Raw genomic sequence first — 20,696 nt, 5'->3', positions numbered from 1 at the left:
CCTGGGGACAACGCTGCTGAAATGTCGGCGCGGACGGCTCACGGTATTGCGCGGGCGAGTGAAGGCTGACACGAGTCAGGCCGTATCCCGGTCCGCCAGGCGCGTGGTGCTTGTTTCCGCACGTCGATTATCTGACCAGCGATTCCTTTTGCGTCGGCGACGGCGAACCGCTTCGTGCTGTCGTGCTGTGCTCAGCGCATGTCGTGACTGTGGCGCCGGCCCCGGCGGCGCCGGGGCTGGCAAGATCATGTTGAGTACGCGGCGGCGGCAGGACATGTCGCGGCGGGGAGTATCCCCGGCCGGTCCTGCAGACGACCGCCAGACACCTGGCATTGTTCGATTCGCCGACGCCGGCCTCCGGCACGGTGTTTAAGTCCCCGTGGTCTCGATCAGGCATCAGGCGTGATCGGGCCCGGGCGTGGCGTAACGTCGTCTTTCACTTTTCACTGCATGGTGGTGGGGCTATCCCCATCACCGGAATCATGGCTCGGGCCTGCGTACTGGATCGGGCAGGCGCATGAGACGGGCGCTTTTCACCCGTCCGAGCGACTTCGGAATATAACAGTAAAGCCGTATAGCGGCAATTGACGTTGACACCGTCGAGGTGGGTTAGAATGGGGCTTTCGGCCAGCAAGGCCGGAACGAGCAAGGAGAGAGCATGGCCGAAGGGCGCGACATCCAATGGGTCGACATCGGCGAGGCCCACGCCGGGCAACGCATCGACAACTTTCTGCACACGCGCCTGAAGGGGGCGCCGCGGGCCTTGATCTACCGGATCGTCCGCAAGGGCGAGGTGCGCGTCAACAAGAAGCGCGTCAAGGCCGACTACCGGCTGGTGCCCGGCGATCAGGTGCGCATCCCGCCGCTGCGGCTGGCGCCGGAGGAGGCGGTGCGCGAGGTCAGCGACAACCTGCGCAACCTGCTGGCCGGCAGCGTGCTGATCGAGGGGCCGGAGTGGCTGGTGATCAACAAGCCCTCGGGGCTGCCGGTGCACGGCGGCAGCGGGGTGAAAATCGGTCTGATCGAAGCGCTGCGTCAGGTGCGCGAGGATCTCGACTTCCTCGAGCTGGTGCATCGGCTCGACCGCGACACCTCGGGGTGCCTGCTGCTGGCCAAGACGCGCCCCGCGCTGCTGGCGCTCAATACCGCGCTCAAGCAGCACAAGATGGAGAAACGCTACCTGGCGCTGGTGGCCGGGCGCTGGCCGGCGCGTCGGGATTTCGTCAGTGCGCGCCTGGATCGCTACGATGCCGGCAACGGCGAGCGCCGGGTGCGCGTCGACCCGGCCGGCAAGGTGGCGCGGACCCGTTTCGCCGTGCAGGAGACGCTGGCCGGGGTGACCCTGGTCGAGGCCGAACCGGTGACCGGGCGCACTCACCAGATTCGGGTGCATGCCGCTCACGCGGGCCATCCCCTGCTGGGGGACGACAAGTACGGTACCGCGGCGGCACGCCGGCTGGCGGCGGAGCTGAAGCTGCCGCGCCTGTTCCTGCATGCGGCGTCGCTGACCTTTCCCGAGCCCAACAGCGGCCGACCCGTCAGGGTACGGGCGCCGCTGGGTGACGAGCTCGAGGGGGTGCTTGAGCGCGCCCGCGGGCGGGGGATTTCCTCATGACGCCGTCGACCCGAGCGCTTCGCTACCGGCTGGTGATCTTCGACTGGGACGGCACCCTGGTGGATTCCGAGGCGCGGATCGTCAGCTGCATGCAGGCGGCGGCCGAGGAGATCGGCTGGGCGCCGCTGAGTCGCGAGGCCGTGCGCGACATCATCGGGCTGGGGCTGCCCGAGGCGATCGCCCGGTTGTGTCCGGGCATCGACGCCCGGCGGGCGGAGGCCCTGCGGGCCGGCTATGCGCGCCGCTTCGTCGCCGCCGATCAGTCGCCGACCCCCTTCTTCCCGGGGGTCGAGGCGGGCCTGGGGCGGCTGCGTCGGTCCCCGGCGACGCGGCTTGCCGTGGCCACCGGCAAGAGTCGCCGGGGGCTCGATCGGGCACTGGCGACGACCGGCGCCGGCGGCTGGTTCCACGCCACGCGAACCGCCGACGAGACCCGCTCCAAGCCCGACCCGCGGATGCTCGAGGAGCTGCTGATTGAAACCGGCGTCCCGGCGTCGGAGGCGTTGATGATCGGGGATACCGAATACGACATGGTCATGGCCCGCTCACTGGGCATGGATCGTGTGGCGGTGACCTACGGGGTGCATGCGCCGGAGCGCCTGGCGCAGTGTGCCCCGACCTTCACGGCGGACGACTTTGCGGCCGTCATCGATTGGCTCCATGGCTGAGAGCAAAAGCGAGGAGGTGCATGATGGCCGACGAGCGCAATGACGATCCCTGGACCGGTGGGGAGGAAGTGCCGGCCGGTGATGATGCCCGGGCGGATGGGGGCGCAGGAAAGGAGGATGGTGCTGACTGGCGCGAGCGCCGGCAGTGGCAGCAGTGGCGGCTCATGGAGCGCTGGATGGAGGGCGTACTGGTCGAGCAGCGGCGTACGCGGCGCTGGAAGCTGTTCTTCCGCTTCGTGTTCGCCGGGCTGCTGCTGGCACTGGTGTGGGCCGTCTTCCAGGGGGTTCGGCAGGCCGGCGGGCCGGCGCCCTCCGGGCCGCACGTGGCCGTGGTGCGCGTCGAGGGCGCCATCGATGCCGAGGGACGGGCCAGTGCCGAGCGGATCATCGAGGGTGTCCGGCAGGCCTGGCGCAACCCCGACGCCCGCGCCGTGGTGCTCGACATCAACAGTCCCGGCGGCAGTCCGGTGCAGTCGCAGCGCGTCTACGCCGAGCTGCGGCGGCTCGTGGCCCAGGGTGGCAAGCCGGTGGTGGCGGTCATCGAGGACATCGGGGCCAGCGGTGCCTATTACATCGCCTCGGCGGCCGGCACCATCTATGCGTCGCCGGCGAGCCTGGTCGGTTCGATCGGGGTAATCCACGCCGGTTTCGGCCTCCAGGGGGCCATCGACAAGCTGGGGGTGGAGCGGCGCGTCTTCACGTCCGGCGAGAACAAGGACTTCCTGGATCCCTTCGCGCCCGTGACGCCGGAGCAGCGCCAGTTCTGGCAGCAGGTGCTCGACACCACCCACCGGCAGTTCATCGACGCCGTCAAGGCCGGTCGCGGCGATCGCCTGGCCGATGACCCGCGGCTGTTCTCGGGGCTGGTCTGGACCGGCGAGCAGGCCGTGTCGCTGGGGCTGGTGGACGAGCTGGCCAGTCTCGAGCAGCTCGACCGGGAGCGTTTCGACGCTTTGCCGCTGGAGGACTACACGCCGTCACTCGACCCCTTCACGCGGCTGTCGCGTCAGTTCGGCCGAGTCGCCGCCGAGTGGCTGGGGCTGCCCTCGACCCGCTCGCCGGTGCGCTATCAGGCCTACTGAGTGTGGCGAGGCCCGGCCCTCAGTCGGCGAGGGGGTCGAGGCCGGCCTCGCGCAGCAGGGTGCACAGGCGAATCAGGGGCAGGCCGATCAGCGTGTTGGGGTCGTCACCCTCCAGGCGCTCGAACAGCGTGACGCCGAGGCCTTCCATGCGGAAGCTGCCGGCGCTGTCCAGCGGCTGTTCGCGGGCGACGTAGTTGGCGATCTCGCGTTCGCCGAGTCGCCGGAAGACGACGTCGTAGCGTTCGTGGCAGACCCAGTGGCGGCTGGCGCGGGTGTCGATCAGCGCCAGGCCGGTGAGAAAGCGCACGCGGTTGCCCGAGAAGCGGGTCAGGTTGGCCCGGGCGGTGGCCTCGTCGCCGGGCTTGCCGAGGATGTCGCCCTCGAACAGGGCGATCTGGTCGCTGCCGATGACCAGGTGGTCCGCGAAGTCGCGGGCGACCCGCTCGGCCTTGCTCAGGGCCAGGCGATGCACGAGTGCCTCGGGCGGTTCGCCGTCGCGAGGGCGCTCGTCGATGTCGGGGCTCGCCCAGGTGAAGGGCAGGCCGAGGCGCTCGAGCAGCTGGCGGCGCCAGAGGGATCCGGAAGCCAGAACGAGACGGCTCATGACAGTGTCCTCGCGGCGGAAGTGGAGGGCTCAGTCTGCCCCCGTGCTCGCAGGCTGTACAGGGCGTGGCGGTGCGCTTTGACAGGCCCGGGGGGAATCCCTATTATTGCGCGCCTATGATGACCACTAGACTTCCCCTGCACGTCGAGCCCTACCGGCTGGCTGCCGGCGAGCAGACGCTCGAGGGCAGTGTCCCTCTGGATGCCATGACGCGCCTGGCCGAAGAGGCCGGGCCCCAGCAGGGTGACTGCGAGGTTCGCCTTGCCTTCGGTGTCGACCCCCAGGGGCGCCGTTACATCGAGGGGTGGCTGAGCGCCTCGGTGCAGCTCGCCTGCCGGCGCTGCCTGGAGCCGCTGCCGGTGCCGGTCGAGAGCCAGTGGCTGCTGGGCATGGTGAGCAGCGATGCGCTGGCCGCCGAGCTGCCCGGCGACTACGAGCCGGTCCTGGTGGAAAACGAACAGCTCAACCTGCTGCCGGTCATCGAGGACGAACTGATCCTCAGCCTGCCGCAGGTGGTCTATCACGACGAGGCGGCGTGCGCCGTGTCGCGCGACCAGCTGGCCAGCCGTCCCGACACCGAGGATTCGGACGAGACCGCGACAAGCCCCTTCGATGTGCTGCGCACATTGAAGGATAAACACTGAGTATTTCGACACGCTCTCTGGAGTATTACCCATGGCAGTTCAACAGAACCGCAAGACCCGTTCCAAGCGCGGCATGCGCCGCAGCCACGACGCGCTGACCGGCCCGACCCTGTCCCAGGACAAGGAAACCGGTACCACGCATCGTCGTCATCACGTGGCTCCGGACGGCTTCTATCGCGGCCGCAAGGTCGTCGACGCTTGACGCAGCGCTGAGTTCGGGCGACTTCGGCGTCACATCGTGCGTATCGCCATCGACGCCATGGGCGGGGACCTGGGTCCCCGCGCCGTGGTTCGCGGGGCCGCCGAAGCGCTGTGCGCGCATTCCTCGCTGTCCATCCGCCTGTTCGGACCGCAAGCGCGGCTCGAAGAAGAGTTGTCGACACTGCCTCGTCGCTACGGGACGGTGCGTGGCCGCATGAGCGTTCATCATGCGGGCGAGGTGATCGCGCAGTCGGCGCGTCCTTCCCAGGCCCTGCGCACCGGCGGGGGCAGCAGTCTGGCCCGCATGCTCGATGACGTGGCGGCCGGACAGGCCGATGCGGGTGTCAGTGCCGGCAACACCGGTGCCCTGATGGCGCTTTCGCGCCGTGCTTTGGGCATGGTGGCGGGCATTCCGCGACCGGCGATCACCACCGCCATCCCGACTCGCGGGGGCGGTCGCTGCTACATGATCGACCTGGGTGCCAATATCGAGACCACCGCCGAGCGGCTGGTCGATTTCGCGCGCATGGCGGATGTCATGGCGCGGCATGTCGATGGCCTCGAGCACCCGAGGGTGGCCCTGCTCAACGTGGGCGTCGAGGCGACCAAGGGCCCGGCGGTGGTGCGCGAGGCCGACGAGCGACTGCGACGCCTGCCGTCGCTCAACTATATCGGGTTCGTCGAGGGTGACGGCCTGTTCAACGGAGACGCCGACGTGGTGGTCTGCGACGGCTTCGTCGGCAACATCGTGCTCAAGTCCAGCGAAGGGCTGGCGCGCATGCTGGTGGAGCGCTTCCAGACCACCTTCGCCGCCCACTGGGGCAGTCGCCTCGTCACGCTGCTGGCTCGCCCGGCCTTGCTGCGCATCAAGCGTCAGCTGGATCCGGTCCGCTACAATGGCGCCAGCCTTCTGGGCCTGGCGGGCATCGTGGTGAAGAGCCACGGCCGGGCCGATGCCCAGGGGTTCGCGTTTGCCGTCTCCCGTGCGGTGCAGGAGGTGCGCCGTGACCTGCCGTCGCGGCTGGCACAGGCGCTGGGACAGTCCGCTATCCCGTCGGTCGCGTGCGGCCCGCGGGATAGCGGGTTTTCCGCCCGCTCGAGACCCGACGATTTCAATCCTGAAAGGTGAATGCCATGACTCAATCCCTGGCCCTCGTTTTTCCGGGGCAGGGCTCCCAGCACCTGGGCATGCTGAGAGAGCTGGCCGAACGATACAGCGTGGTGCGAACCACCTTCGAGGAGGCGTCCGACGCCCTCGGATACGATCTGTGGCACGTGGCTCAGGAAGGGCCGGAAGAGGCGCTCAACGCCACGGCCTGCACCCAGCCGGCGCTGCTGACATCGAGCGTCGCCATCTGGCGCGTCTGGCAGGAGCTGGAGGGCCCGCGTCCTCTGGTCATGGCCGGGCACAGCCTGGGCGAATACAGCGCGATGGTCTGTGCCGGGGCGCTGGGCTTTGCCGAGGGCGTGAAGCTGGTGCGCCTGCGCGGCGAGGCGATGCAGGAGGCCGTGCCGGCCGGCCGGGGTGCCATGGCGGCGATCCTCGGCCTCGACAACGACGCCGTCGAGCGTGCCTGCCGCGATGCCGCCCAGGGCGAGGTGGTCGCGGCCGTCAACTACAATGCGCCGGGACAGGTGGTGATCGCGGGTGACAAGCCGGCCGTCGAGCGTGCCATCGCCCTGTGCCAGGAGGCCGGCGCCAAGCGGGCGCTGCCCCTGCCGGTGTCGGTGCCGTCGCACTGTGCGCTGATGAAGCCCGCCGCCGAGCGGCTGGCCGCGGCCATGGGCGAGATCGAGATCAAGACGCCGCGCTACACGGTGGTCCAGAACGTCGACGCCCAGGCGCATGCCGACATCGACACCCTGCGCACGCGGCTGATCGAGCAGCTCTATCAGCCGGTGCGCTGGACGGACTGTGTCGAGACCATGCTCGCCCAGGGCGCCGAGGTGTTCATCGAGTGCGGGCCGGGCAAGGTGCTCACCGGGCTCAACAAGCGGGTGGCCCGCGGGGCCAGGGGGCTGGCGGCCAATGATCCCGACAGTCTGGCGTCGGCGCTGACGCTGGCGCGGGAAGCGGCCGGCCAGAACGCCAACGATTGATTCGAGAAGGCTTTATGACCAGCGAACGCAGAATCGCCCTCGTCACCGGTGCCAGTCGCGGCATCGGGCGTGCCATCGCCCACGAGCTGGGGCGTCAGGGGCGCATCGTCATCGGCACGGCGACCAGTGATGCCGGGGCCGAGCGCATCGATGCCGACTTTCGCGAGCAGGGCATCGACGGCGCCGGCCGGCGACTCGATGCCACCGACCCGGCCAGCGTCGAGGCCCTGCTCAAGGCGATCGGCGAGGAGTTCGGGGCGCCGACCATTCTCGTCAACAATGCCGGCATCACCCGTGACAACCTGCTGATGCGCATGAAGGAAGAGGAATGGGATGCGGTGCTCGACACCAATCTCAAGTCCGTGTATCGCGTCACCAAGGCCTGCGTGCGAGGCATGACCAAGGCGCGTTTCGGGCGCATCGTCAACATCAGCTCGGTCGTGGCGACCATGGGCAACCTGGGGCAGACCAACTATGCTGCCGCCAAGGCGGGCATGGAGGGCTTCACCCGGGCTCTGGCGCGGGAAGTCGCCTCGCGCGGCATTACCGTCAATGCCGTGGCGCCCGGCTTCATTGCTACCGACATGACCGAGGCGCTGCCCGAGGAGCAGCACAAGGCGCTGCTGACCCAGATTCCGCTGGCGCGCCTGGGCGCTCCCGAGGAAATTGCCGCGGCGGTGGGGTTTCTGACCAGCGATGCGGCAGGCTATGTCACCGGCGAGACCCTGCAGGTCAACGGTGGCATGAACATGCGTTGAGGCCGTGCTCGACGCCTTGGTTGCGTCGATCTGGGGCCGTCTATAAACTACCCGGCAGTTTCCGGCTGGCGGATATGTACCACTAGGAGTAATCACAGAATGAGCACCATCGAAGAGCGCGTGAAGAAGGTCGTAGCCGAGCGCCTGAACGTCAAGGAAGAGGACATCCAGAACTCGTCATCCTTCACCGAAGATCTCGGCGCCGATTCCCTGGACACCGTCGAGCTGGTGATGGCGCTCGAAGAGGAATTCGATACCGAAATCCCCGACGAGGAAGCGGAAAAGATCACCACGGTACAGGAAGCGATCGACTACGTCGTGGCTCACCAGTAAGCCGACGTGTGACGGCGCTGAACGCCTGTATCCGGGAAGCCGTTCTGGTGACAGAGCGGCTTTCCTTTTTAGGGCGCCAGACCCCATAGCCGGTACGCTTCGGGTATAATGGCGAGCTGCATGGGTGCGCCGCTAGGCAAGCGCCTGACATGGACATCTGGAGGAGAGCTGATGCCTCGTAGAAGGGTCGTGGTGACCGGACTGGGGTTGGTGACACCGGTCGGTAATTCCGTCGAGGAGAGCTGGAGCAACATCCTGGCGGGCAAGAGCGGCATAGCCCCGATCGAGCATTTCGATACCAGTGGTTTCAATACGCGCTTCGGCGGCTCGGTCAAGGGCTTCGATATCAGCCCCTATCTGAACCCCAAGGACGCGCGCAAGATGGATCTGTTCATCCAGTACGGGATCGCGGCGGCCTCGCAGGCGGTCCAGGATGCCGGGCTGGAATGCCGCGAGGACAACGCGCACCGGATCGGGGTGGCAATCGGGTCGGGTATCGGCGGTCTGCCGATGATCGAACACAATCATAACGCCCTGCTCAAGGGCGGGGCGCGGCGTATCTCGCCGTTCTTCGTGCCCGGTTCGATCATCAACATGATCGCCGGCAATCTGGCGATTCGCTACGGCTTCCAGGGCCCAAACATTGCCATTACCACGGCCTGCACCACGGGCACGCACAATATCGGCTACGCGGCACGCACCATCGCCTACGGCGATGCCGACGTGATGGTCTGCGGCGGGGCGGAAATGGCCACCACACCGCTCGGTCTGGGCGGGTTTTCCGCGGCGCGGGCGCTGTCGACACGCAACGATGATCCGGCCGCCGCCAGTCGCCCCTGGGACCGGGATCGCGATGGTTTCGTGCTTTCCGACGGCGCCGGGGTCGTGGTGCTCGAGGACTATGAGCACGCCAAGGCACGGGGCGCGACGATCTACGCCGAGCTGACGGGCTTCGGCATGAGTGATGACGCGCACCACATGACTGCGCCACCCGAGGACGGCCGCGGCGCGGCGGCAGCCATGCGCAACGCGCTGCACGATGCCAGCCTGACGCCGGAGCGGATTCAGTACATCAACGCTCACGGCACCTCCACGCCCACCGGGGATCTGGCCGAGAGTCAGGCCATCGAGCGCGTCCTGGGCGAGGCGGCCCGGCAGGTGGCGGTCAGCTCCACCAAGTCGATGATCGGCCACCTGCTGGGTGCGGCCGGTGCTGTCGAAGCGGTGTTCTGCGTACTGGCGCTGCGCGACCAGGTGGCGCCACCGACCATCAACCTGGACAACCCGCAGGATGGCTGTCGGCTGGACTACGTGCCGCACACGGCCCGTGAAATGCCCATCACGCACACGCTGTCCAACTCGTTCGGCTTCGGCGGGACCAATGGCTCGCTGATCTTCTCGCGCGCCTGAGCCCCATGCAGGACGACGGCGTTCCCTTCGACGATCGCGGGCTGGCCTATGGGGATGGGGTGTTCGAGACCATCCTCGTCCGCGACGGCCGGCCCACGCTCTGGGAAGCGCACTTGGCGCGGCTGCGGCGCGGCTGCGAGCGTCTGGGGATTCCCTGTCCCGAACAGGCCATGCTGGCGGCATTGCCGCCCCGGGCCGGCCCAGGGCTGGCGGTACTCAAGCTGATCGTCACCCGGGGGAGTGGCGGCCGGGGTTACCTGCCGCCCGCCGAACCGGAACCGCGCTATCGCTGGCGGATGACGCCCTTCGCACCACAGGAAATCCGCTGGCGCGAGGGCGTCACGCTCCGCCTCTGCGATCTTCGCCTGGCCAGGCAACCCGCACTGGCCGGCATCAAGCATCTCAACCGCCTCGAGAACGTGCTCGCCCGACGTGAGTGGGACGATCCTGCCATTGCCGAAGGGGTGCTGCTCGACATGGCCGGGCATGTCGTCGAGGCTACCAGCATGAACCTGTTCTGGTGTCGTGAAGGGCGCTGGGAAACCCCTGTTCTGGATGCCTGCGGTGTGGCCGGTACCCTGCGAGAGACGCTCTGTGAACGGCTGCCGATCACATCGGTGGCGGCCGGTGCCGACGCCCTGACGCAGGCCGAGTCGCTGTGGGTCGGCAACTCGGTGCAGGGGCTATGGCCGGTGCGGCGCCTGCTCGATGCCCGGGGTGGCGAACTGCGGGCCTGGCCCGTGGCGCCCAGAGCCGCACGCGTCCTGCAGGATGCCGGGCATGATCTGCTGCGGTATCCTCGCCTCACCGGATGACCGCGGGCGCATGGCGCCCAATCTCTCGTAAGGACACCCTCGTAAGGACACCGCATGCGTTGGTTGAAAATCGTTCTTGCCGCGTTGGCCGTACTGGCGCTCGTGGCCTTCGGCGCCTTCCAGTACTGGCAGTCGCGGCTGGCTCAGCCGGTGGCCATCGAGCAGTCGATGCTCTACGAAGTGCCCCAGGGGGCCGGCTTCGACCGCGTTGTCGATGATCTGGTGAGTCGGGGCGTGCTGGCCGAAGCCTGGCCCTTCAAGCTTGCCCAGCGCCTTCGCCCCTCGGCCTGGCCGGCGCTGCGGGCCGGCGAATTCCGCCTCGAACCCGGGATGAGCAGCCGGGCCGCACTCGAGCGGCTGGGCAGCGATCAGGTGGTCACCTACACGGTGACCTTCCCGGAGGGCTGGACCTTCCGTCAGATCCGCCGGGCGCTGGACGAGGCCGCCAAGCTCAAGCACACCCTCAAGGGAGTCGACGACGGCGAGGTGATGGCCAGTCTGGGCCACCCCGGTCAGCATCCGGAAGGACGCTTCTTCCCCGACACCTACCGCTATCACAAGGGGGTGAGCGACCAGGCGATCCTCGAGCAGGCCTACGCCCGCATGCAGGCTGCCCTGGCCGAAGTCTGGGACGGCCGTGACAAGGATCTGCCGCTGAAATCGCCCTATCAGGCGCTGACCCTGGCCTCGCTGATCGAGCGGGAAACCGGTGTCGACGGCGAGCGTGCCCGGATCGCCGGCGTCTTCGTGCGACGCCTGGAAAAGGGCATGCGGCTGCAGACCGATCCCACCGTCATCTACGGCCTGGGAGACGACTACGACGGCAACATCACGCGTGCCGACCTGCAGCGCAAGACCCCCTACAACACCTACGTCATCGACGGGCTGCCGCCCACCCCCATCGCCATGCCCGGCATGGCCGCGCTGCGTGCGGCCGTGCACCCGGCCGACGGCGACGCCCTGTATTTCGTAGCCAAGGGCGACGGCAGTCACCACTTCTCGGCGACGCTGCGCGAGCACAATGCCGCCGTGCGTCGCTACATTCTCAACCGCTAGACGAGGCGCTGCCCATGCCATCACGCGGACGCTTCATCACCCTCGAAGGGGGGGAGGGGGTCGGCAAGAGCACCAACCTGTCCCTGGTGCGAGATCATCTCGAGTCGCTGGGCATCGAGACGCTCACGACGCGCGAGCCCGGTGGTACGCCGCGGGCCGAGGCGATTCGTGAGCTGCTGCTGGACCCCGACGAGGCGGAAACGCTGGCCGATGATGCCGAACTGCTGCTGATCTTCGCGGCGCGGGCCCAGCACCTGGCGCGCCGGATCCGGCCGGCCTTGGAGCGCGGCGTCTGGGTGGTCTGCGACCGCTTCACCGATGCCACCTATGCCTATCAGGGCTGCGCCCGGGGGCTCGACCGTTCCGACATCGCCACGCTCGAGACCTTCGTGCAGCGGGGGCTGCAGCCCGATCTGACGCTGCTGCTGGACATGCCCGTGGACGCCGCGCGCGAGCGCGTGACGGCACGGGGACAGACGCTCGATCGCTTCGAGCGCGAGCGCGCAGAGTTCTTCGATGCGGTGCGGCAGGGCTATCTCGAACGGGCTGCGGCGGCACCCACGCGCTTCGCGGTGATCGATGCCGCGCGCCCGCTGACGCAGGTGCAGGCCGATATCCGCCACTGTCTCGATGAACGGGTGGCCGCATGGCGGAGCTGACGCCGCTGCCATGGCAGTCCGAGCTCTGGCAGCGCCTGGTCGCACTGCAGTCCACGGATCGGCTGCCCCATGCCCTGCTGATTTCCGGCCCGCACGGGCTGGGCAAGCAGCAACTGGCCGAGGCGCTGGTGGCGCGGACCCTCTGCCAGGCGCCCGGGGATGCGGCCTGCGGCCACTGTCACGGCTGCCGGATGCTGGCTGCCGGCTACCATCCGGATCTGTTGCGGATCAGTCCGGCCGACAATCGACGCCAGATTCGCATCGATCCGATCCGCGAGGTCAATCAGTTCGTCGCCCAGACCGCCCAGCAGGGCGGCTATCGAGTCATCCTGCTGCAGCCTGCCGAGGCGATGAACGTGGCGGCGGCCAATGCGTTGCTCAAGAGTCTCGAGGAACCAGGGTCGCGCACTCTGTTCGTGCTGCTCTCGGATGTGCCGTCGCGAATGCTGGCGACGATCCGTTCGCGCTGCCAGCACTGGACGCTGACGGTGCCGGCCCCGGCGGCCTGTCTCCCCTGGCTGTCCGAGGCGCTGGGGGATGAACGCGAGGCGGTGTTCTGGCTGCGCGTGGCCGGCGGGCTGCCGCTGCTGGCGCGCGAGCTGGCAAGCGGGGAGGCCCGCCAGCTGCGTCAGACGTTACAGGAGCTCTTCGACGCCCTGGTGCGTGGCGCCGAGCCGGTCGCCGAGGCCGCCCGACTCGACCGCCAGGCGGTCGAGCGCATCCTGTGGTACGGTATCGCCTGGCTGGAAGACCTGATTCGGCTGGGGTTGTCCGGCGACACCGGGCAGGTTCGCAATTCCGATCTGCTGCCGCTCTACCGCCAGGCGATCAAGAACGGTCGGGTGCGCGACTGGTTCCGGCTGCTCGATTACGCCCGCGAGCAGCAGCGGTTGCTGGTGGCCGGCGGCAATCCCAATCCCCAGCTGGTGCTCGAGGCCTGGCTGGTGCGCTGGTCGGCGTTGCTGCGTTCCTGAGCGGGCAGGCAAGGAGGATGTCATGGCGGAACAGAAAGCGCTCTCGCTGACCTTCAAGGATCACCGCACGCTGCTGTCGGCGTACATGCCGGCGCTGGAGCGGGGCGGTATCTTCGTGCCGACGCAGGATGCCTACTCGCTGGGCCAGCCCGTGTATCTGCTGCTGACGCTGCCCGGCGAGAGCGAGCGCCTGCCGGTGAGCGGCGATGTGGTCTGGATCTCCCCACCGGGTGTCTCGGGGCGCCGCATTCCCGGCATCGGCGTGCATTTCGGCGCCAATGACCAGCGGGTCCGTGACCGGATCGAGAACCACCTGGCCGGGTTGCTCGACAAGGGCTCGCCCACCTTCACCTTCTGAGCCTTCATTCTTCTTCTTTCACGTCAGTCACGAGCTTTCCTGCATGTTTGTCGATTCCCACTGCCATCTGGATCGTCTGGATCTTTCCGCCCACGACGGTGACCTGAATGCCGCTCTCGATGCCGCCCGTCGGCGCGAGGTTCGCCAGTTTCTGGCGATCGCCGTCACCTTGGAAGACGTGCCCGGCCTGGCGGCGATTGCCCGCGAGCACGACGACGTGGTGATCTCCGCCGGCGTGCATCCGCTCCACGAGGTCTCCGACGAGCCGGATGTGGAGGCCATCAAGGCGTGTGCCGAGCGTCATGCAGCGGTGGCGATCGGCGAGACCGGCCTCGACTACCATTATCAGGGCGTCGCGCCCGCGTTGCAGCGCAGCCGTTTTGTCAATCACCTGATCGCCGCCCGGGAGCTGGAACTGCCCGTGATCATCCATACCCGCGAGGCCCGGGAGGACACCCTGGCGTTGATCGCCGAGCATGTGGATCCGGCCGTCGGTGGCGTGTTGCACTGTTTCACCGAAGACCTCGACATGGCACGGGAAGCGGTACGCCACGGCTTTTTGATCTCGTTGTCGGGCATCGTCACCTTCCGCAATGCCGCGACGATCCGTGAGCTGGCTCGGGCCATTCCGCTGGATCGGCTGCTGATCGAGACCGATAGCCCCTATCTGGCCCCGGTCCCGCACCGCGGCAAGCCCAACGAGCCGCAATGGGTCGTCGAGGTGGCCGAGTGCATCGCCGCCGAGCGCGGGATCAGTGTCGACGAAGTGGCGATGCAGACGACCGCCAACTTCTATCGGCTGTTCCGTGAAGCGCTTCCGCAGGCGCCCGAGGACCTGCGACAGTCACTGGAAGAGGCCGGATGGCGCTGAGCCGGCGGCCCGGGAGAGGAGGTCATGGTGCTGGAAGGGTTGATCGGTCATGTCGAGCCGGCGATGGTGGATCCCGGCCGGCTGCCGCCGCTGGAAACCTGGACACCGCCGCTGAGTGGTGACATGGCGCTGACCATCGCCGCCGATGGGCGCTGGTACCACGAAGGTCGGGCGATGACGCGCCCGCGTCTGGTGCGCCTGCTGTCGACCATCCTGCGCCGCGAGGCCGACGGAGAGTATTACCTTGTCTCGCCGGTGGAAAAGTGGCGTGTCCGGGTCGAGGATCGCCCCCTGCTGATCGTCGATGCCGACCGCGAAGCCGATGCGCCGGACGGCGGCTGGCGCCTGACGACCAATCTGGGCGATGCGCTCGCACTGGGGGCCGAGCATCGCCTCGCCCTGAGCCCGATGCCCGGCGGCGACGTCGTTCCCGAGGTCCCGGTGCGTCACGGCCTGGCCGCCCGGCTCAATCGCAATGTCTACTACCGGCTGCTTGATGTAGCCGAGAGCCGTCGAGTGGAGGGCGCCGAGGAGTGGGGTCTGGTCAGCGATGGCGTGTGGCAGCCGCTGGGCCGGCTGGAGCCCGACGCTTGATGACACTGACCGACGAGCAGCGTGCCGTCGTCGAGCACGGCGACGGTCATGCCCGTGTCGCCGCGGTGGCCGGCGCCGGCAAGACCACCACGATGGTCGCCCGGGTGCTGGCCCTGCTCGAACGGGGCGTGCCGCCGCGTCGGTTGCTGGTGCTGATGTTCAACCGCGCGGCCCGCGAGGACTTCGCCGCCAAGCTCGAGGCCCTGGCGCCTGCGGACCTGGTGCTGCCCGACGTGCGCACCTTCCATTCCATCGGCCATCGGCTGACCCGCAGTCTGGTGAGCTGGGGGCGACTGGCGCCGCGCGAGCTGCTCACCGCGGACTGGCAGCGCGAGCGGTTGTTGCGCCAGGCTACCCAGCAGGTGCTGGGCGAGGCCGATACCTCGACCCGCGAGGCGGCGCTCGAGCCCGACCGGCTCGAGGCTCTCGGTCACTTTTGCGAGATGGTCAAGGCCGAGCTGGTTGCGCCGCAGGTGCTTTACGAGCGCATGGATCTGGGGGAGGGGACGGCGCATTTCGTGGCTGCCTTCGATGCCATGGAGTCGCTGCTCGAGGCTCATGGCCGCATGACCTACGCCGACCTGCTGTATCGGCCGTTGCGCTGTCTGTCCCGGGACGCCGATGCCCGGGCACGGGTCCAGGGGTTCCTCGATCACGTCATCATCGACGAGTACCAGGACATCAACGAGGCCCAGCAGCGCCTGTTGGCCCTGCTGGCGGGAAAGCGCGCCGCGGTGATGGCGGTCGGCGACGCCAACCAGTGCATCTACGAATGGCGCGGTGCGCGCCCCGACTACATGCTCGAGCGCTTTGCCGCCACCTTCGGCGCTGCCCGCGACTACCCGTTGTCGGTGACCTTCCGCCACGGCCATGCCCTGGCGCTGGCCGCCAACCATGCCATCCGCGGTAACCGGCGGCGTCCCGACCAGCTGTGCCTGGCGGCACCGACCAACCCTGATACCCGCATCGAGCAGGGTCAGGGAGCCGCGCCGCTGCTGCAGGCGCTGACGGCCTGGCAACAGCAGGGGCGGCTCGCCGACTGTGCGGTACTGGTGCGTAGCTGGACGCTTTCCGTCCCCGTGCAGCTGCAGTTGCTGCGCGCGGGGATTCCCTTTCGGCTGGCCCGGGAGGATCGCTTTGTCTTTCGCCTGCCGCTGGTCCAGGCGCTGGCCGGCTACCTGCAACTGGCGCGCGAGCCCCGGCGCCTGCAGGATCCCGCGCACCTGCTGCTGCTGTTCTCGCAGCCCACGCCCTTCGTCGCCCGCGAAAGACTGGAAGCGGTGACGCGGCAGCTGGCCGAGACCCAGCGCTGGCCGATGCGGCAGGACCCCTTGCTGGAAGGGCTCAAGCCGGTCCAGCGGCGCAACCTCAAGCGCCGCTGGGAACTGCTCTGCGAACTGCCGCGCCTGGGCGGGCTGCCGGCCGCGCGGCTGCTGGAGCACGTGGTGGAGCGCCTGGACGCCGACAAGGTGCTCAAGCGCGCCGCCGCCCGTCGGGAAAAGGGCGAGGAGGACGTGCGCCTGCTGGACGTGCTGATCGAACAGGCCGAGGAGATGGCCCAGGCGCCCGATGATTTTCTCGAGCTGCTGGGCAGTCGCCCGGATACCCGGCACGACGGGGTCAGCGGCGACGAGGGTGTCCTGATCACCACCGTGCACGGTGCCAAGGGGCTGGAGTGGCCGCTGGTCGCGCTGTGGGGACTCAACGAGGAAGACTTTCCCCATTATTCCCGGGACAACCCGCTGGATGACGAACGCCTCGAGGAGGAGCGGCGCCTCTTCTACGTGGCGGCGACCCGGGCTCGTGAGCAGCTGCTGATGCTGCATGACGGCGGCACGCACCGACCCAGCCGCTTTCTGCAGGAGACCGCTTGGGCCGATTGCATGCAGGTCGCCCACGCCCTGGAGGTCCCGAGCGACGCGCCGCTCGCGGTGGCCGAGCCCGAGTTGGTGGCGCGTTACCTCAAGGCGGTGGGGCGCGAGGATATCGACCCGCCGATTTCGCGTGGTGCGCCCGTCGAGCCTGGCGGCGGAACGGACGATTACCGGGTCGGGCAGCGGGTGCATCATGCCGTTTTCGGCGGTGGCGAGATTCTGGTCATCGAAGGCAAGCCCGCCGACCCGGTGCTCGATATCCGTTTCGACCAGGCCGGGCGGCGGCGTCTCATCGCCCGGCGTGCTCCGCTGGAAAGCGCGGAGCCATAGACGGTGGCTTGCGGCCGCCACACAAGGCACGTATACACGGACAAACGGACAAGAGGAGGGCGGGAGATGTCGCTGCAAACGCTGGTGGATGCCACCACGGTACGGGATTGGCTGACGCAGGACCGGTCGGTGCTGCTTCTCGATTGCCGAGCCCGTCTGGGCGACCCCGATGCCGGCCGACGGCTCTGGCGGGAAGGCCATCTGCCCGGCAGTCGGCATCTCGATCTCGATACGGACCTGGCCGACCCGCCCGGTGAGGGCGGTCGCCATCCGCTGCCCGAGCCGGGGCGCTTCACCGCCACGCTGCACCGGTTGGGCATCACGCCGGCGGTGCCGGTGATCGTCTACGACGATGCCGGTGGCCAGCTGGCGGCGGCGCGGGCCTGGTGGCTGCTACACGTCTGGGCGGGGCACCCCGACGTGCGCGTGCTCGACGGCGGGGTCGCCGCCTGGCAGGACGCGGGAGGCGCGCTCGAGAGCGGCGAGCCGGTTGCGCCGGTGGCCGCCTCGAACTGGTCCCCGACCTTCGACGACACGGCATGGATCAGCGCCGACACCGTGGCGAAGGGCGAGCTGGCCCTGGTCGACGCCCGTGGGCGGGAGCGTTTTCGTGGCGACGCCGAGCCGATCGATCCCGTCGCCGGGCATATTCCCGGGGCGGCTTGTCGCCCCAGCAGTGACAACCTCGACGAGAGCGGGCGTTTCAAGACGCCGGCGCAGCTCGATGCCGAGCTGCCGCCGAGCGAGGCTAGCTATTGCGGGTCCGGCGTCACCGCCTGCCACAATATCCTGGCCTATGCCATTGCCGGCCGGACACTGCCGAAGCTCTACGCCGGTTCCTGGAGCCACTGGATCCGCGATCCCGCCCGACCCGTTGCCACCGGCGAGTGAGCCCGGACTGAGTCCGGGAGCGGTAAGCCATAAGCTTGAAGCGGGAAGAAAAACCGCCCCGCGCATCTGCCGCGGGGCGGTTGGCTTTATGCGGGCTTGGGGCTTCGAATCCCGCCCCTCTCACCTCACTCCCCTCACATTTACATGTTCGGGTAGTTCGGCCCACCCCCGCCCTCCGGCGCCACCCAGGTGATGTTCTGCGCCGGGTCCTTGATGTCGCAGGTCTTGCAGTGGATGCAGTTCTGGAAGTTGATCTGGAACCGCGGCTGGCCGTCATCGTCCTCGACCACCTCGTAGACGCCCACCGGGCAGTAGCGCTGCGCCGGCTCGGCATACCTGGGCAGGTTGTCGCGGATCGGCACCTCGGGATCGGTGAGCTTCAGGTGACAGGGCTGGTCCTCCTCGTGGTTGGTGTTGGAAAGGAACACCGAGGAGGGCTTGTCGAAGGACAGCTTGCCGTCCGGTTTCGGATAGTCGATCGGTTGCGCCTGGTCGACGGTCTCGAGCCGGGCGTGATCCGGCGTGGTGTCGTGGACCCGCGGCAGGCGACCGCCCAGCCACTGGTCGAGGACATTGTAGGCGCCGCCCAGCACATTGCCGTACTTGTGGATCGCCGGGCCGAAGCTGGCGCTTTCCTCGAGTTCGGCGTAGGCCCAGCTCGCCTGCCAGGCCTCGGTGAAGGCGGTGAGTTCGCGGCCGCCCTCGTCGCCCTCGGCGAGGGCGGCGAAGACCGTCTCCGCGGCCACCAGGCCCGACTTCATGGCGGTGTGAATGCCCTTGATCTTGGCGAAGTTGAGGGTGCCGGCGTCGCAGCCGATCAGCAGACCGCCCGGGAAAGTCATCTTCGGCAGGCAGTTGAAGCCGCCCTTGGCGATGGCGCGGGCACCGTAGGCGACCCGCGAGCCGCCTTCCAGGTAGCGCTTGAGCAGCGGGTGATGCTTCAGGCGCTGAAATTCGTCGAACGGCGACAGGTAAGGATTGGTATAGGCGAGATCGACGATCAGGCCCACCACCACCTGCTGATTCTCGGCGTGGTAGAGGAAGAACCCGCCCTGGGTGTCGTCGGGCAGCGGCCAGCCGGAGCCGTGAAGCACCAGCCCGGGCTCGTGGACCTCCGCCGGCACGTCCCAGAGTTCCTTCAGGCCGATGCCGTAGTGCTGCGGGTCCTTGCCCGCGGCCAGGTCGAAGCGCTCGATCAGCCGCTTGCCGAGATGACCCCGCGCGCCCTCGGCGAACAGCGTGTACTTGGCGCGCAGTTCCATGCCCGGCATGTGGCCGTCCTTGGGCTCGCCGTCGGCGCCCACGCCCATGTCGCCGGTGATGATGCCGCGCACCGTGCCGTCCTCGGCGTGGAGCACTTCCTGGGCGGCGAAGCCCGGGAACACCTCGACACCCAGCGCCTCGGCCTGCTCGCCGAGCCAGCGGCACAGGTTGCCGGCGCTGATCACGTAGTTGGTGCGGCCCTGGCCGACGTTGTGCATGCTCCTGGGCACCAGGGCGTCGGGCAGCTTCCAGGTCTTCTCGGCATCCTTGAGCAGATGGACCTCGTCGCGGGTGGCCGGGGTGGTCAGCGGCGCGCCGCGCTCGGCCCAGTCGGGGAACAGCTCGTCGAGCGCGCGGGGCTCGAGGATGGCGCCGGAGAGGATGTGCGCCCCGACCTCGGAGCCCTTCTCGACCACGCAGACCGTCAGTTCGCGTTCGGCCGCCTGGGCCTGCTGCATCAGACGGCAGGCGGCGGACAGGCCGGCGGGGCCGGCGCCGACGATCACCACGTCGAAATCCATGTATTCGCGTTCCACGGCTATCTCCTCGGTCAGGGCAGTGGCGGGCGGCCATGCCGATCTTCGGCACGCGAAAGGCGTCACCGAAAATCATCGTGTCGCTGAATTTTCGGAGCCCTTACTATAATTAAAACGATCGTTTGCTTCTAGCGGGAATTGGTGCTAGTCATATTCCACTATCGCAGGGGGTACAGGCCCGCGGTACGGGCGATGCACCGCCATCTTGGGCGGTACTCAAACCTGTGGCACACTACAGTTTTGGCCGGTTTCCCTATCAAACGCTTGCATGAATTAATGCCTTCCGGTTCTAACCCAGCGAGGACGCCATGAAAGTACTCGTCGCGGTCAAACGCGTCATCGATTACAACGTCAAGATCCGCGTCAAGGCGGATCACTCCGACGTCGACCTGACCAACGTCAAGATGGCCATGAATCCGTTCTGCGAGATCGCCGTAGAAGAGGCGGTGCGGCTCAAGGAACGCGGGATCGCCACCGAGATCGTCGCCGTCACCGTCGGCCCCAAGGCCGCCCAGGAACAGCTGCGCACCGCCCTGGCGCTGGGCGCCGATCGGGCCATCCATGTCACTACCGACGAGCGGGTCGAGTCGCTGGCGGTGGCCAAGCTGCTCAAGCAGGTGGTCGACGCCGAACAGCCCGGGCTGGTGATCCTCGGCAAGCAGGCGATCGACACCGACAACAACCAGACCGGCCAGATGCTCGCCGCGCTGACCGGCATGGGGCAGGGCACCTTCGCCTCGAAGGTCGACGTCAAGGAAGGCACGGTGGACGTCACCCGCGAGATCGACGGCGGCCTGCAGACCGTTGCGCTCACGCTGCCGGCGGTGGTCACCACCGACCTGCGCTTGAACGAGCCGCGCTACGCCAAGCTGCCGGACATCATGAAGGCCAAGAAGAAGCCGCTCGAGACCACGACCCCCGAGGAGCTCGGCGTCGACATCGTCCCGCGCACCACCCAGCTCAAGGTCGAGACGCCGGCCGAGCGCAAGGGCGGCATCAAGGTGGGCTCGGTGGACGAGCTGGTCGACAAGCTGAAGAACGAAGCCAAAGTCCTTTGAAA

General features: G+C 68.1%; 22 protein-coding genes. 20 read left to right on the top strand and 2 right to left on the bottom strand.

Features of this window, described 5'->3' with window-relative positions; all coding sequences use genetic code 11:
* Nucleotides 1-658: 658 nt before the first annotated feature.
* From ACTCB7_RS02325 to sppA, 3 genes are read left to right on the top strand one after another with little or no spacing between them, the layout of a single operon-like run.
* On the top strand, nucleotides 659-1,615 hold the full coding sequence (locus tag ACTCB7_RS02325; protein WP_463005408.1) for an RluA family pseudouridine synthase: 957 nt from the start codon (nucleotides 659-661) through the stop codon (nucleotides 1,613-1,615).
* Complete coding sequence (locus tag ACTCB7_RS02320) at nucleotides 1,612-2,283, top strand: HAD-IA family hydrolase (protein WP_463005407.1); 672 nt, start codon at nucleotides 1,612-1,614, stop codon at nucleotides 2,281-2,283. Before ACTCB7_RS02325 ends, ACTCB7_RS02320 begins: the two co-directional genes overlap by 4 nt.
* 23 nt (nucleotides 2,284-2,306) lie before the next feature.
* Nucleotides 2,307-3,365, top strand: coding sequence for a signal peptide peptidase SppA (gene sppA / locus ACTCB7_RS02315; RefSeq protein ID WP_463005406.1), 1,059 nt, complete (start codon nucleotides 2,307-2,309; stop codon nucleotides 3,363-3,365).
* A gap of 19 nt (nucleotides 3,366-3,384) precedes the next feature.
* Here sppA and ACTCB7_RS02310 read toward each other — a convergent pair whose 3' ends face one another.
* Complete coding sequence (locus tag ACTCB7_RS02310; RefSeq protein WP_463005405.1) at nucleotides 3,385-3,969, bottom strand: Maf family protein; 585 nt, start codon at nucleotides 3,967-3,969, stop codon at nucleotides 3,385-3,387.
* Nucleotides 3,970-4,085: 116 nt separating this feature from the next.
* Between ACTCB7_RS02310 and ACTCB7_RS02305 the strand changes: the two genes are divergently transcribed.
* The 16 genes from ACTCB7_RS02305 (at nucleotide 4,086) to ACTCB7_RS02230 (ending at nucleotide 17,837) form a co-directional block, all read left to right on the top strand.
* Complete coding sequence (locus tag ACTCB7_RS02305; protein WP_224414738.1) at nucleotides 4,086-4,613, top strand: YceD family protein; 528 nt, start codon at nucleotides 4,086-4,088, stop codon at nucleotides 4,611-4,613.
* Between the two features lie 31 nt (nucleotides 4,614-4,644).
* Nucleotides 4,645-4,815, top strand: a complete 171-nt coding sequence (rpmF, locus tag ACTCB7_RS02300) for a 50S ribosomal protein L32 (protein WP_163650092.1) — start codon at nucleotides 4,645-4,647, stop codon at nucleotides 4,813-4,815.
* Between the two features lie 36 nt (nucleotides 4,816-4,851).
* On the top strand, nucleotides 4,852-5,943 hold the full coding sequence (gene plsX / locus ACTCB7_RS02295; RefSeq protein WP_463005404.1) for a phosphate acyltransferase PlsX: 1,092 nt from the start codon (nucleotides 4,852-4,854) through the stop codon (nucleotides 5,941-5,943).
* 5 nt (nucleotides 5,944-5,948) lie between these two features.
* Nucleotides 5,949-6,914, top strand: a complete 966-nt coding sequence (gene fabD / locus ACTCB7_RS02290) for an ACP S-malonyltransferase (RefSeq protein WP_463005403.1) — start codon at nucleotides 5,949-5,951, stop codon at nucleotides 6,912-6,914.
* A 14-nt stretch (nucleotides 6,915-6,928) separates the two neighbouring features.
* Nucleotides 6,929-7,672, top strand: a complete 744-nt coding sequence (gene fabG / locus ACTCB7_RS02285; protein ID WP_463005402.1) for a 3-oxoacyl-ACP reductase FabG — start codon at nucleotides 6,929-6,931, stop codon at nucleotides 7,670-7,672.
* A 99-nt stretch (nucleotides 7,673-7,771) separates the two neighbouring features.
* The gene (gene acpP / locus ACTCB7_RS02280) at nucleotides 7,772-8,005 is read left to right on the top strand and encodes an acyl carrier protein (protein ID WP_031383713.1); all 234 of its coding nucleotides are present in this window, start codon (nucleotides 7,772-7,774) and stop codon (nucleotides 8,003-8,005) included.
* 171 nt (nucleotides 8,006-8,176) lie between these two features.
* Nucleotides 8,177-9,415 carry a beta-ketoacyl-ACP synthase II gene (gene fabF / locus ACTCB7_RS02275; protein WP_463005401.1) on the top strand — a complete coding sequence of 413 codons (1,239 nt, stop codon included), beginning with the start codon at nucleotides 8,177-8,179 and terminating at the stop codon, nucleotides 9,413-9,415.
* Nucleotides 9,416-9,420: 5 nt separating this feature from the next.
* On the top strand, nucleotides 9,421-10,230 hold the full coding sequence (pabC, locus tag ACTCB7_RS02270; RefSeq protein ID WP_463005400.1) for an aminodeoxychorismate lyase: 810 nt from the start codon (nucleotides 9,421-9,423) through the stop codon (nucleotides 10,228-10,230).
* A 54-nt stretch (nucleotides 10,231-10,284) separates the two neighbouring features.
* Nucleotides 10,285-11,286 carry an endolytic transglycosylase MltG gene (gene mltG / locus ACTCB7_RS02265; RefSeq protein WP_463005399.1) on the top strand — a complete coding sequence of 334 codons (1,002 nt, stop codon included), beginning with the start codon at nucleotides 10,285-10,287 and terminating at the stop codon, nucleotides 11,284-11,286.
* 14 nt (nucleotides 11,287-11,300) lie between these two features.
* Nucleotides 11,301-11,945 (top strand): dTMP kinase, encoded by a 645-nt coding sequence (gene tmk, locus ACTCB7_RS02260; RefSeq protein ID WP_463005398.1) that lies wholly within the window; start codon nucleotides 11,301-11,303, stop codon nucleotides 11,943-11,945.
* The gene (locus tag ACTCB7_RS02255; RefSeq protein WP_463005397.1) at nucleotides 11,933-12,919 is read left to right on the top strand and encodes a DNA polymerase III subunit delta'; all 987 of its coding nucleotides are present in this window, start codon (nucleotides 11,933-11,935) and stop codon (nucleotides 12,917-12,919) included. Before tmk ends, ACTCB7_RS02255 begins: the two co-directional genes overlap by 13 nt.
* A gap of 22 nt (nucleotides 12,920-12,941) precedes the next feature.
* Nucleotides 12,942-13,277 carry a PilZ domain-containing protein gene (locus ACTCB7_RS02250; RefSeq protein ID WP_463005396.1) on the top strand — a complete coding sequence of 112 codons (336 nt, stop codon included), beginning with the start codon at nucleotides 12,942-12,944 and terminating at the stop codon, nucleotides 13,275-13,277.
* Between the two features lie 43 nt (nucleotides 13,278-13,320).
* On the top strand, nucleotides 13,321-14,148 hold the full coding sequence (locus ACTCB7_RS02245; RefSeq protein WP_463005395.1) for a TatD family hydrolase: 828 nt from the start codon (nucleotides 13,321-13,323) through the stop codon (nucleotides 14,146-14,148).
* A gap of 24 nt (nucleotides 14,149-14,172) precedes the next feature.
* On the top strand, nucleotides 14,173-14,742 hold the full coding sequence (locus ACTCB7_RS02240; protein WP_463005394.1) for a DUF1285 domain-containing protein: 570 nt from the start codon (nucleotides 14,173-14,175) through the stop codon (nucleotides 14,740-14,742).
* Nucleotides 14,742-16,946, top strand: a complete 2,205-nt coding sequence (locus ACTCB7_RS02235; RefSeq protein WP_463005512.1) for an ATP-dependent helicase — start codon at nucleotides 14,742-14,744, stop codon at nucleotides 16,944-16,946. Before ACTCB7_RS02240 ends, ACTCB7_RS02235 begins: the two co-directional genes overlap by 1 nt.
* A 66-nt stretch (nucleotides 16,947-17,012) precedes the next feature.
* Entirely contained in the window at nucleotides 17,013-17,837 is an 825-nt protein-coding gene (locus ACTCB7_RS02230) for a sulfurtransferase (protein ID WP_463005393.1), read from the top strand.
* A gap of 140 nt (nucleotides 17,838-17,977) precedes the next feature.
* Here the strand turns inward: ACTCB7_RS02230 and ACTCB7_RS02225 are convergent, their stop codons facing one another.
* A complete protein-coding gene (locus tag ACTCB7_RS02225) occupies nucleotides 17,978-19,621 on the bottom strand; it encodes an electron transfer flavoprotein-ubiquinone oxidoreductase (protein WP_463005511.1) in 1,644 nt (547 codons plus the stop codon).
* Between the two features lie 323 nt (nucleotides 19,622-19,944).
* Here ACTCB7_RS02225 and ACTCB7_RS02220 point away from each other — a divergent pair, with 323 nt between their 5' ends.
* A complete protein-coding gene (locus ACTCB7_RS02220; RefSeq protein ID WP_463005392.1) occupies nucleotides 19,945-20,694 on the top strand; it encodes an electron transfer flavoprotein subunit beta/FixA family protein in 750 nt (249 codons plus the stop codon).
* The last annotated feature ends 2 nt before the right edge of the window (nucleotides 20,695-20,696 follow it).

Source organism: Modicisalibacter sp., assembly GCF_055145905.1.
The sequence above is the reverse complement of the archived record's forward strand: the minus strand, read 5'-3'. Positions and strand labels throughout refer to the sequence as shown.

Excerpts from the sequence above, each read along its gene's own strand:
- ACTCB7_RS02230 (WP_463005393.1), top strand. The coding sequence starts at position 17,013 with ATGTCGCTGCAAACGCTGGTGGATGCCACCACGGTACGGGATTGGCTG.
- mltG (WP_463005399.1), top strand. The coding sequence starts at position 10,285 with ATGCGTTGGTTGAAAATCGTTCTTGCCGCGTTGGCCGTACTGGCGCTC.
- ACTCB7_RS02250 (WP_463005396.1), top strand. The coding sequence starts at position 12,942 with ATGGCGGAACAGAAAGCGCTCTCGCTGACCTTCAAGGATCACCGCACG.
- sppA (WP_463005406.1), top strand. The coding sequence starts at position 2,307 with ATGGCCGACGAGCGCAATGACGATCCCTGGACCGGTGGGGAGGAAGTG.
- ACTCB7_RS02220 (WP_463005392.1), top strand. The coding sequence starts at position 19,945 with ATGAAAGTACTCGTCGCGGTCAAACGCGTCATCGATTACAACGTCAAG.
- ACTCB7_RS02240 (WP_463005394.1), top strand. The coding sequence starts at position 14,173 with ATGGTGCTGGAAGGGTTGATCGGTCATGTCGAGCCGGCGATGGTGGAT.
- fabF (WP_463005401.1), top strand. The coding sequence starts at position 8,177 with ATGCCTCGTAGAAGGGTCGTGGTGACCGGACTGGGGTTGGTGACACCG.
- fabD (WP_463005403.1), top strand. The coding sequence starts at position 5,949 with ATGACTCAATCCCTGGCCCTCGTTTTTCCGGGGCAGGGCTCCCAGCAC.
- ACTCB7_RS02225 (WP_463005511.1), bottom strand. The coding sequence starts at position 19,621 with ATGGATTTCGACGTGGTGATCGTCGGCGCCGGCCCCGCCGGCCTGTCC.
- pabC (WP_463005400.1), top strand. The coding sequence starts at position 9,421 with ATGCAGGACGACGGCGTTCCCTTCGACGATCGCGGGCTGGCCTATGGG.
- tmk (WP_463005398.1), top strand. The coding sequence starts at position 11,301 with ATGCCATCACGCGGACGCTTCATCACCCTCGAAGGGGGGGAGGGGGTC.
- ACTCB7_RS02320 (WP_463005407.1), top strand. The coding sequence starts at position 1,612 with ATGACGCCGTCGACCCGAGCGCTTCGCTACCGGCTGGTGATCTTCGAC.
- ACTCB7_RS02235 (WP_463005512.1), top strand. The coding sequence starts at position 14,742 with ATGACACTGACCGACGAGCAGCGTGCCGTCGTCGAGCACGGCGACGGT.
- ACTCB7_RS02310 (WP_463005405.1), bottom strand. The coding sequence starts at position 3,969 with ATGAGCCGTCTCGTTCTGGCTTCCGGATCCCTCTGGCGCCGCCAGCTG.
- ACTCB7_RS02325 (WP_463005408.1), top strand. The coding sequence starts at position 659 with ATGGCCGAAGGGCGCGACATCCAATGGGTCGACATCGGCGAGGCCCAC.
- rpmF (WP_163650092.1), top strand. The coding sequence starts at position 4,645 with ATGGCAGTTCAACAGAACCGCAAGACCCGTTCCAAGCGCGGCATGCGC.
- ACTCB7_RS02255 (WP_463005397.1), top strand. The coding sequence starts at position 11,933 with ATGGCGGAGCTGACGCCGCTGCCATGGCAGTCCGAGCTCTGGCAGCGC.
- ACTCB7_RS02245 (WP_463005395.1), top strand. The coding sequence starts at position 13,321 with ATGTTTGTCGATTCCCACTGCCATCTGGATCGTCTGGATCTTTCCGCC.
- ACTCB7_RS02305 (WP_224414738.1), top strand. The coding sequence starts at position 4,086 with ATGATGACCACTAGACTTCCCCTGCACGTCGAGCCCTACCGGCTGGCT.
- fabG (WP_463005402.1), top strand. The coding sequence starts at position 6,929 with ATGACCAGCGAACGCAGAATCGCCCTCGTCACCGGTGCCAGTCGCGGC.
- acpP (WP_031383713.1), top strand. The coding sequence starts at position 7,772 with ATGAGCACCATCGAAGAGCGCGTGAAGAAGGTCGTAGCCGAGCGCCTG.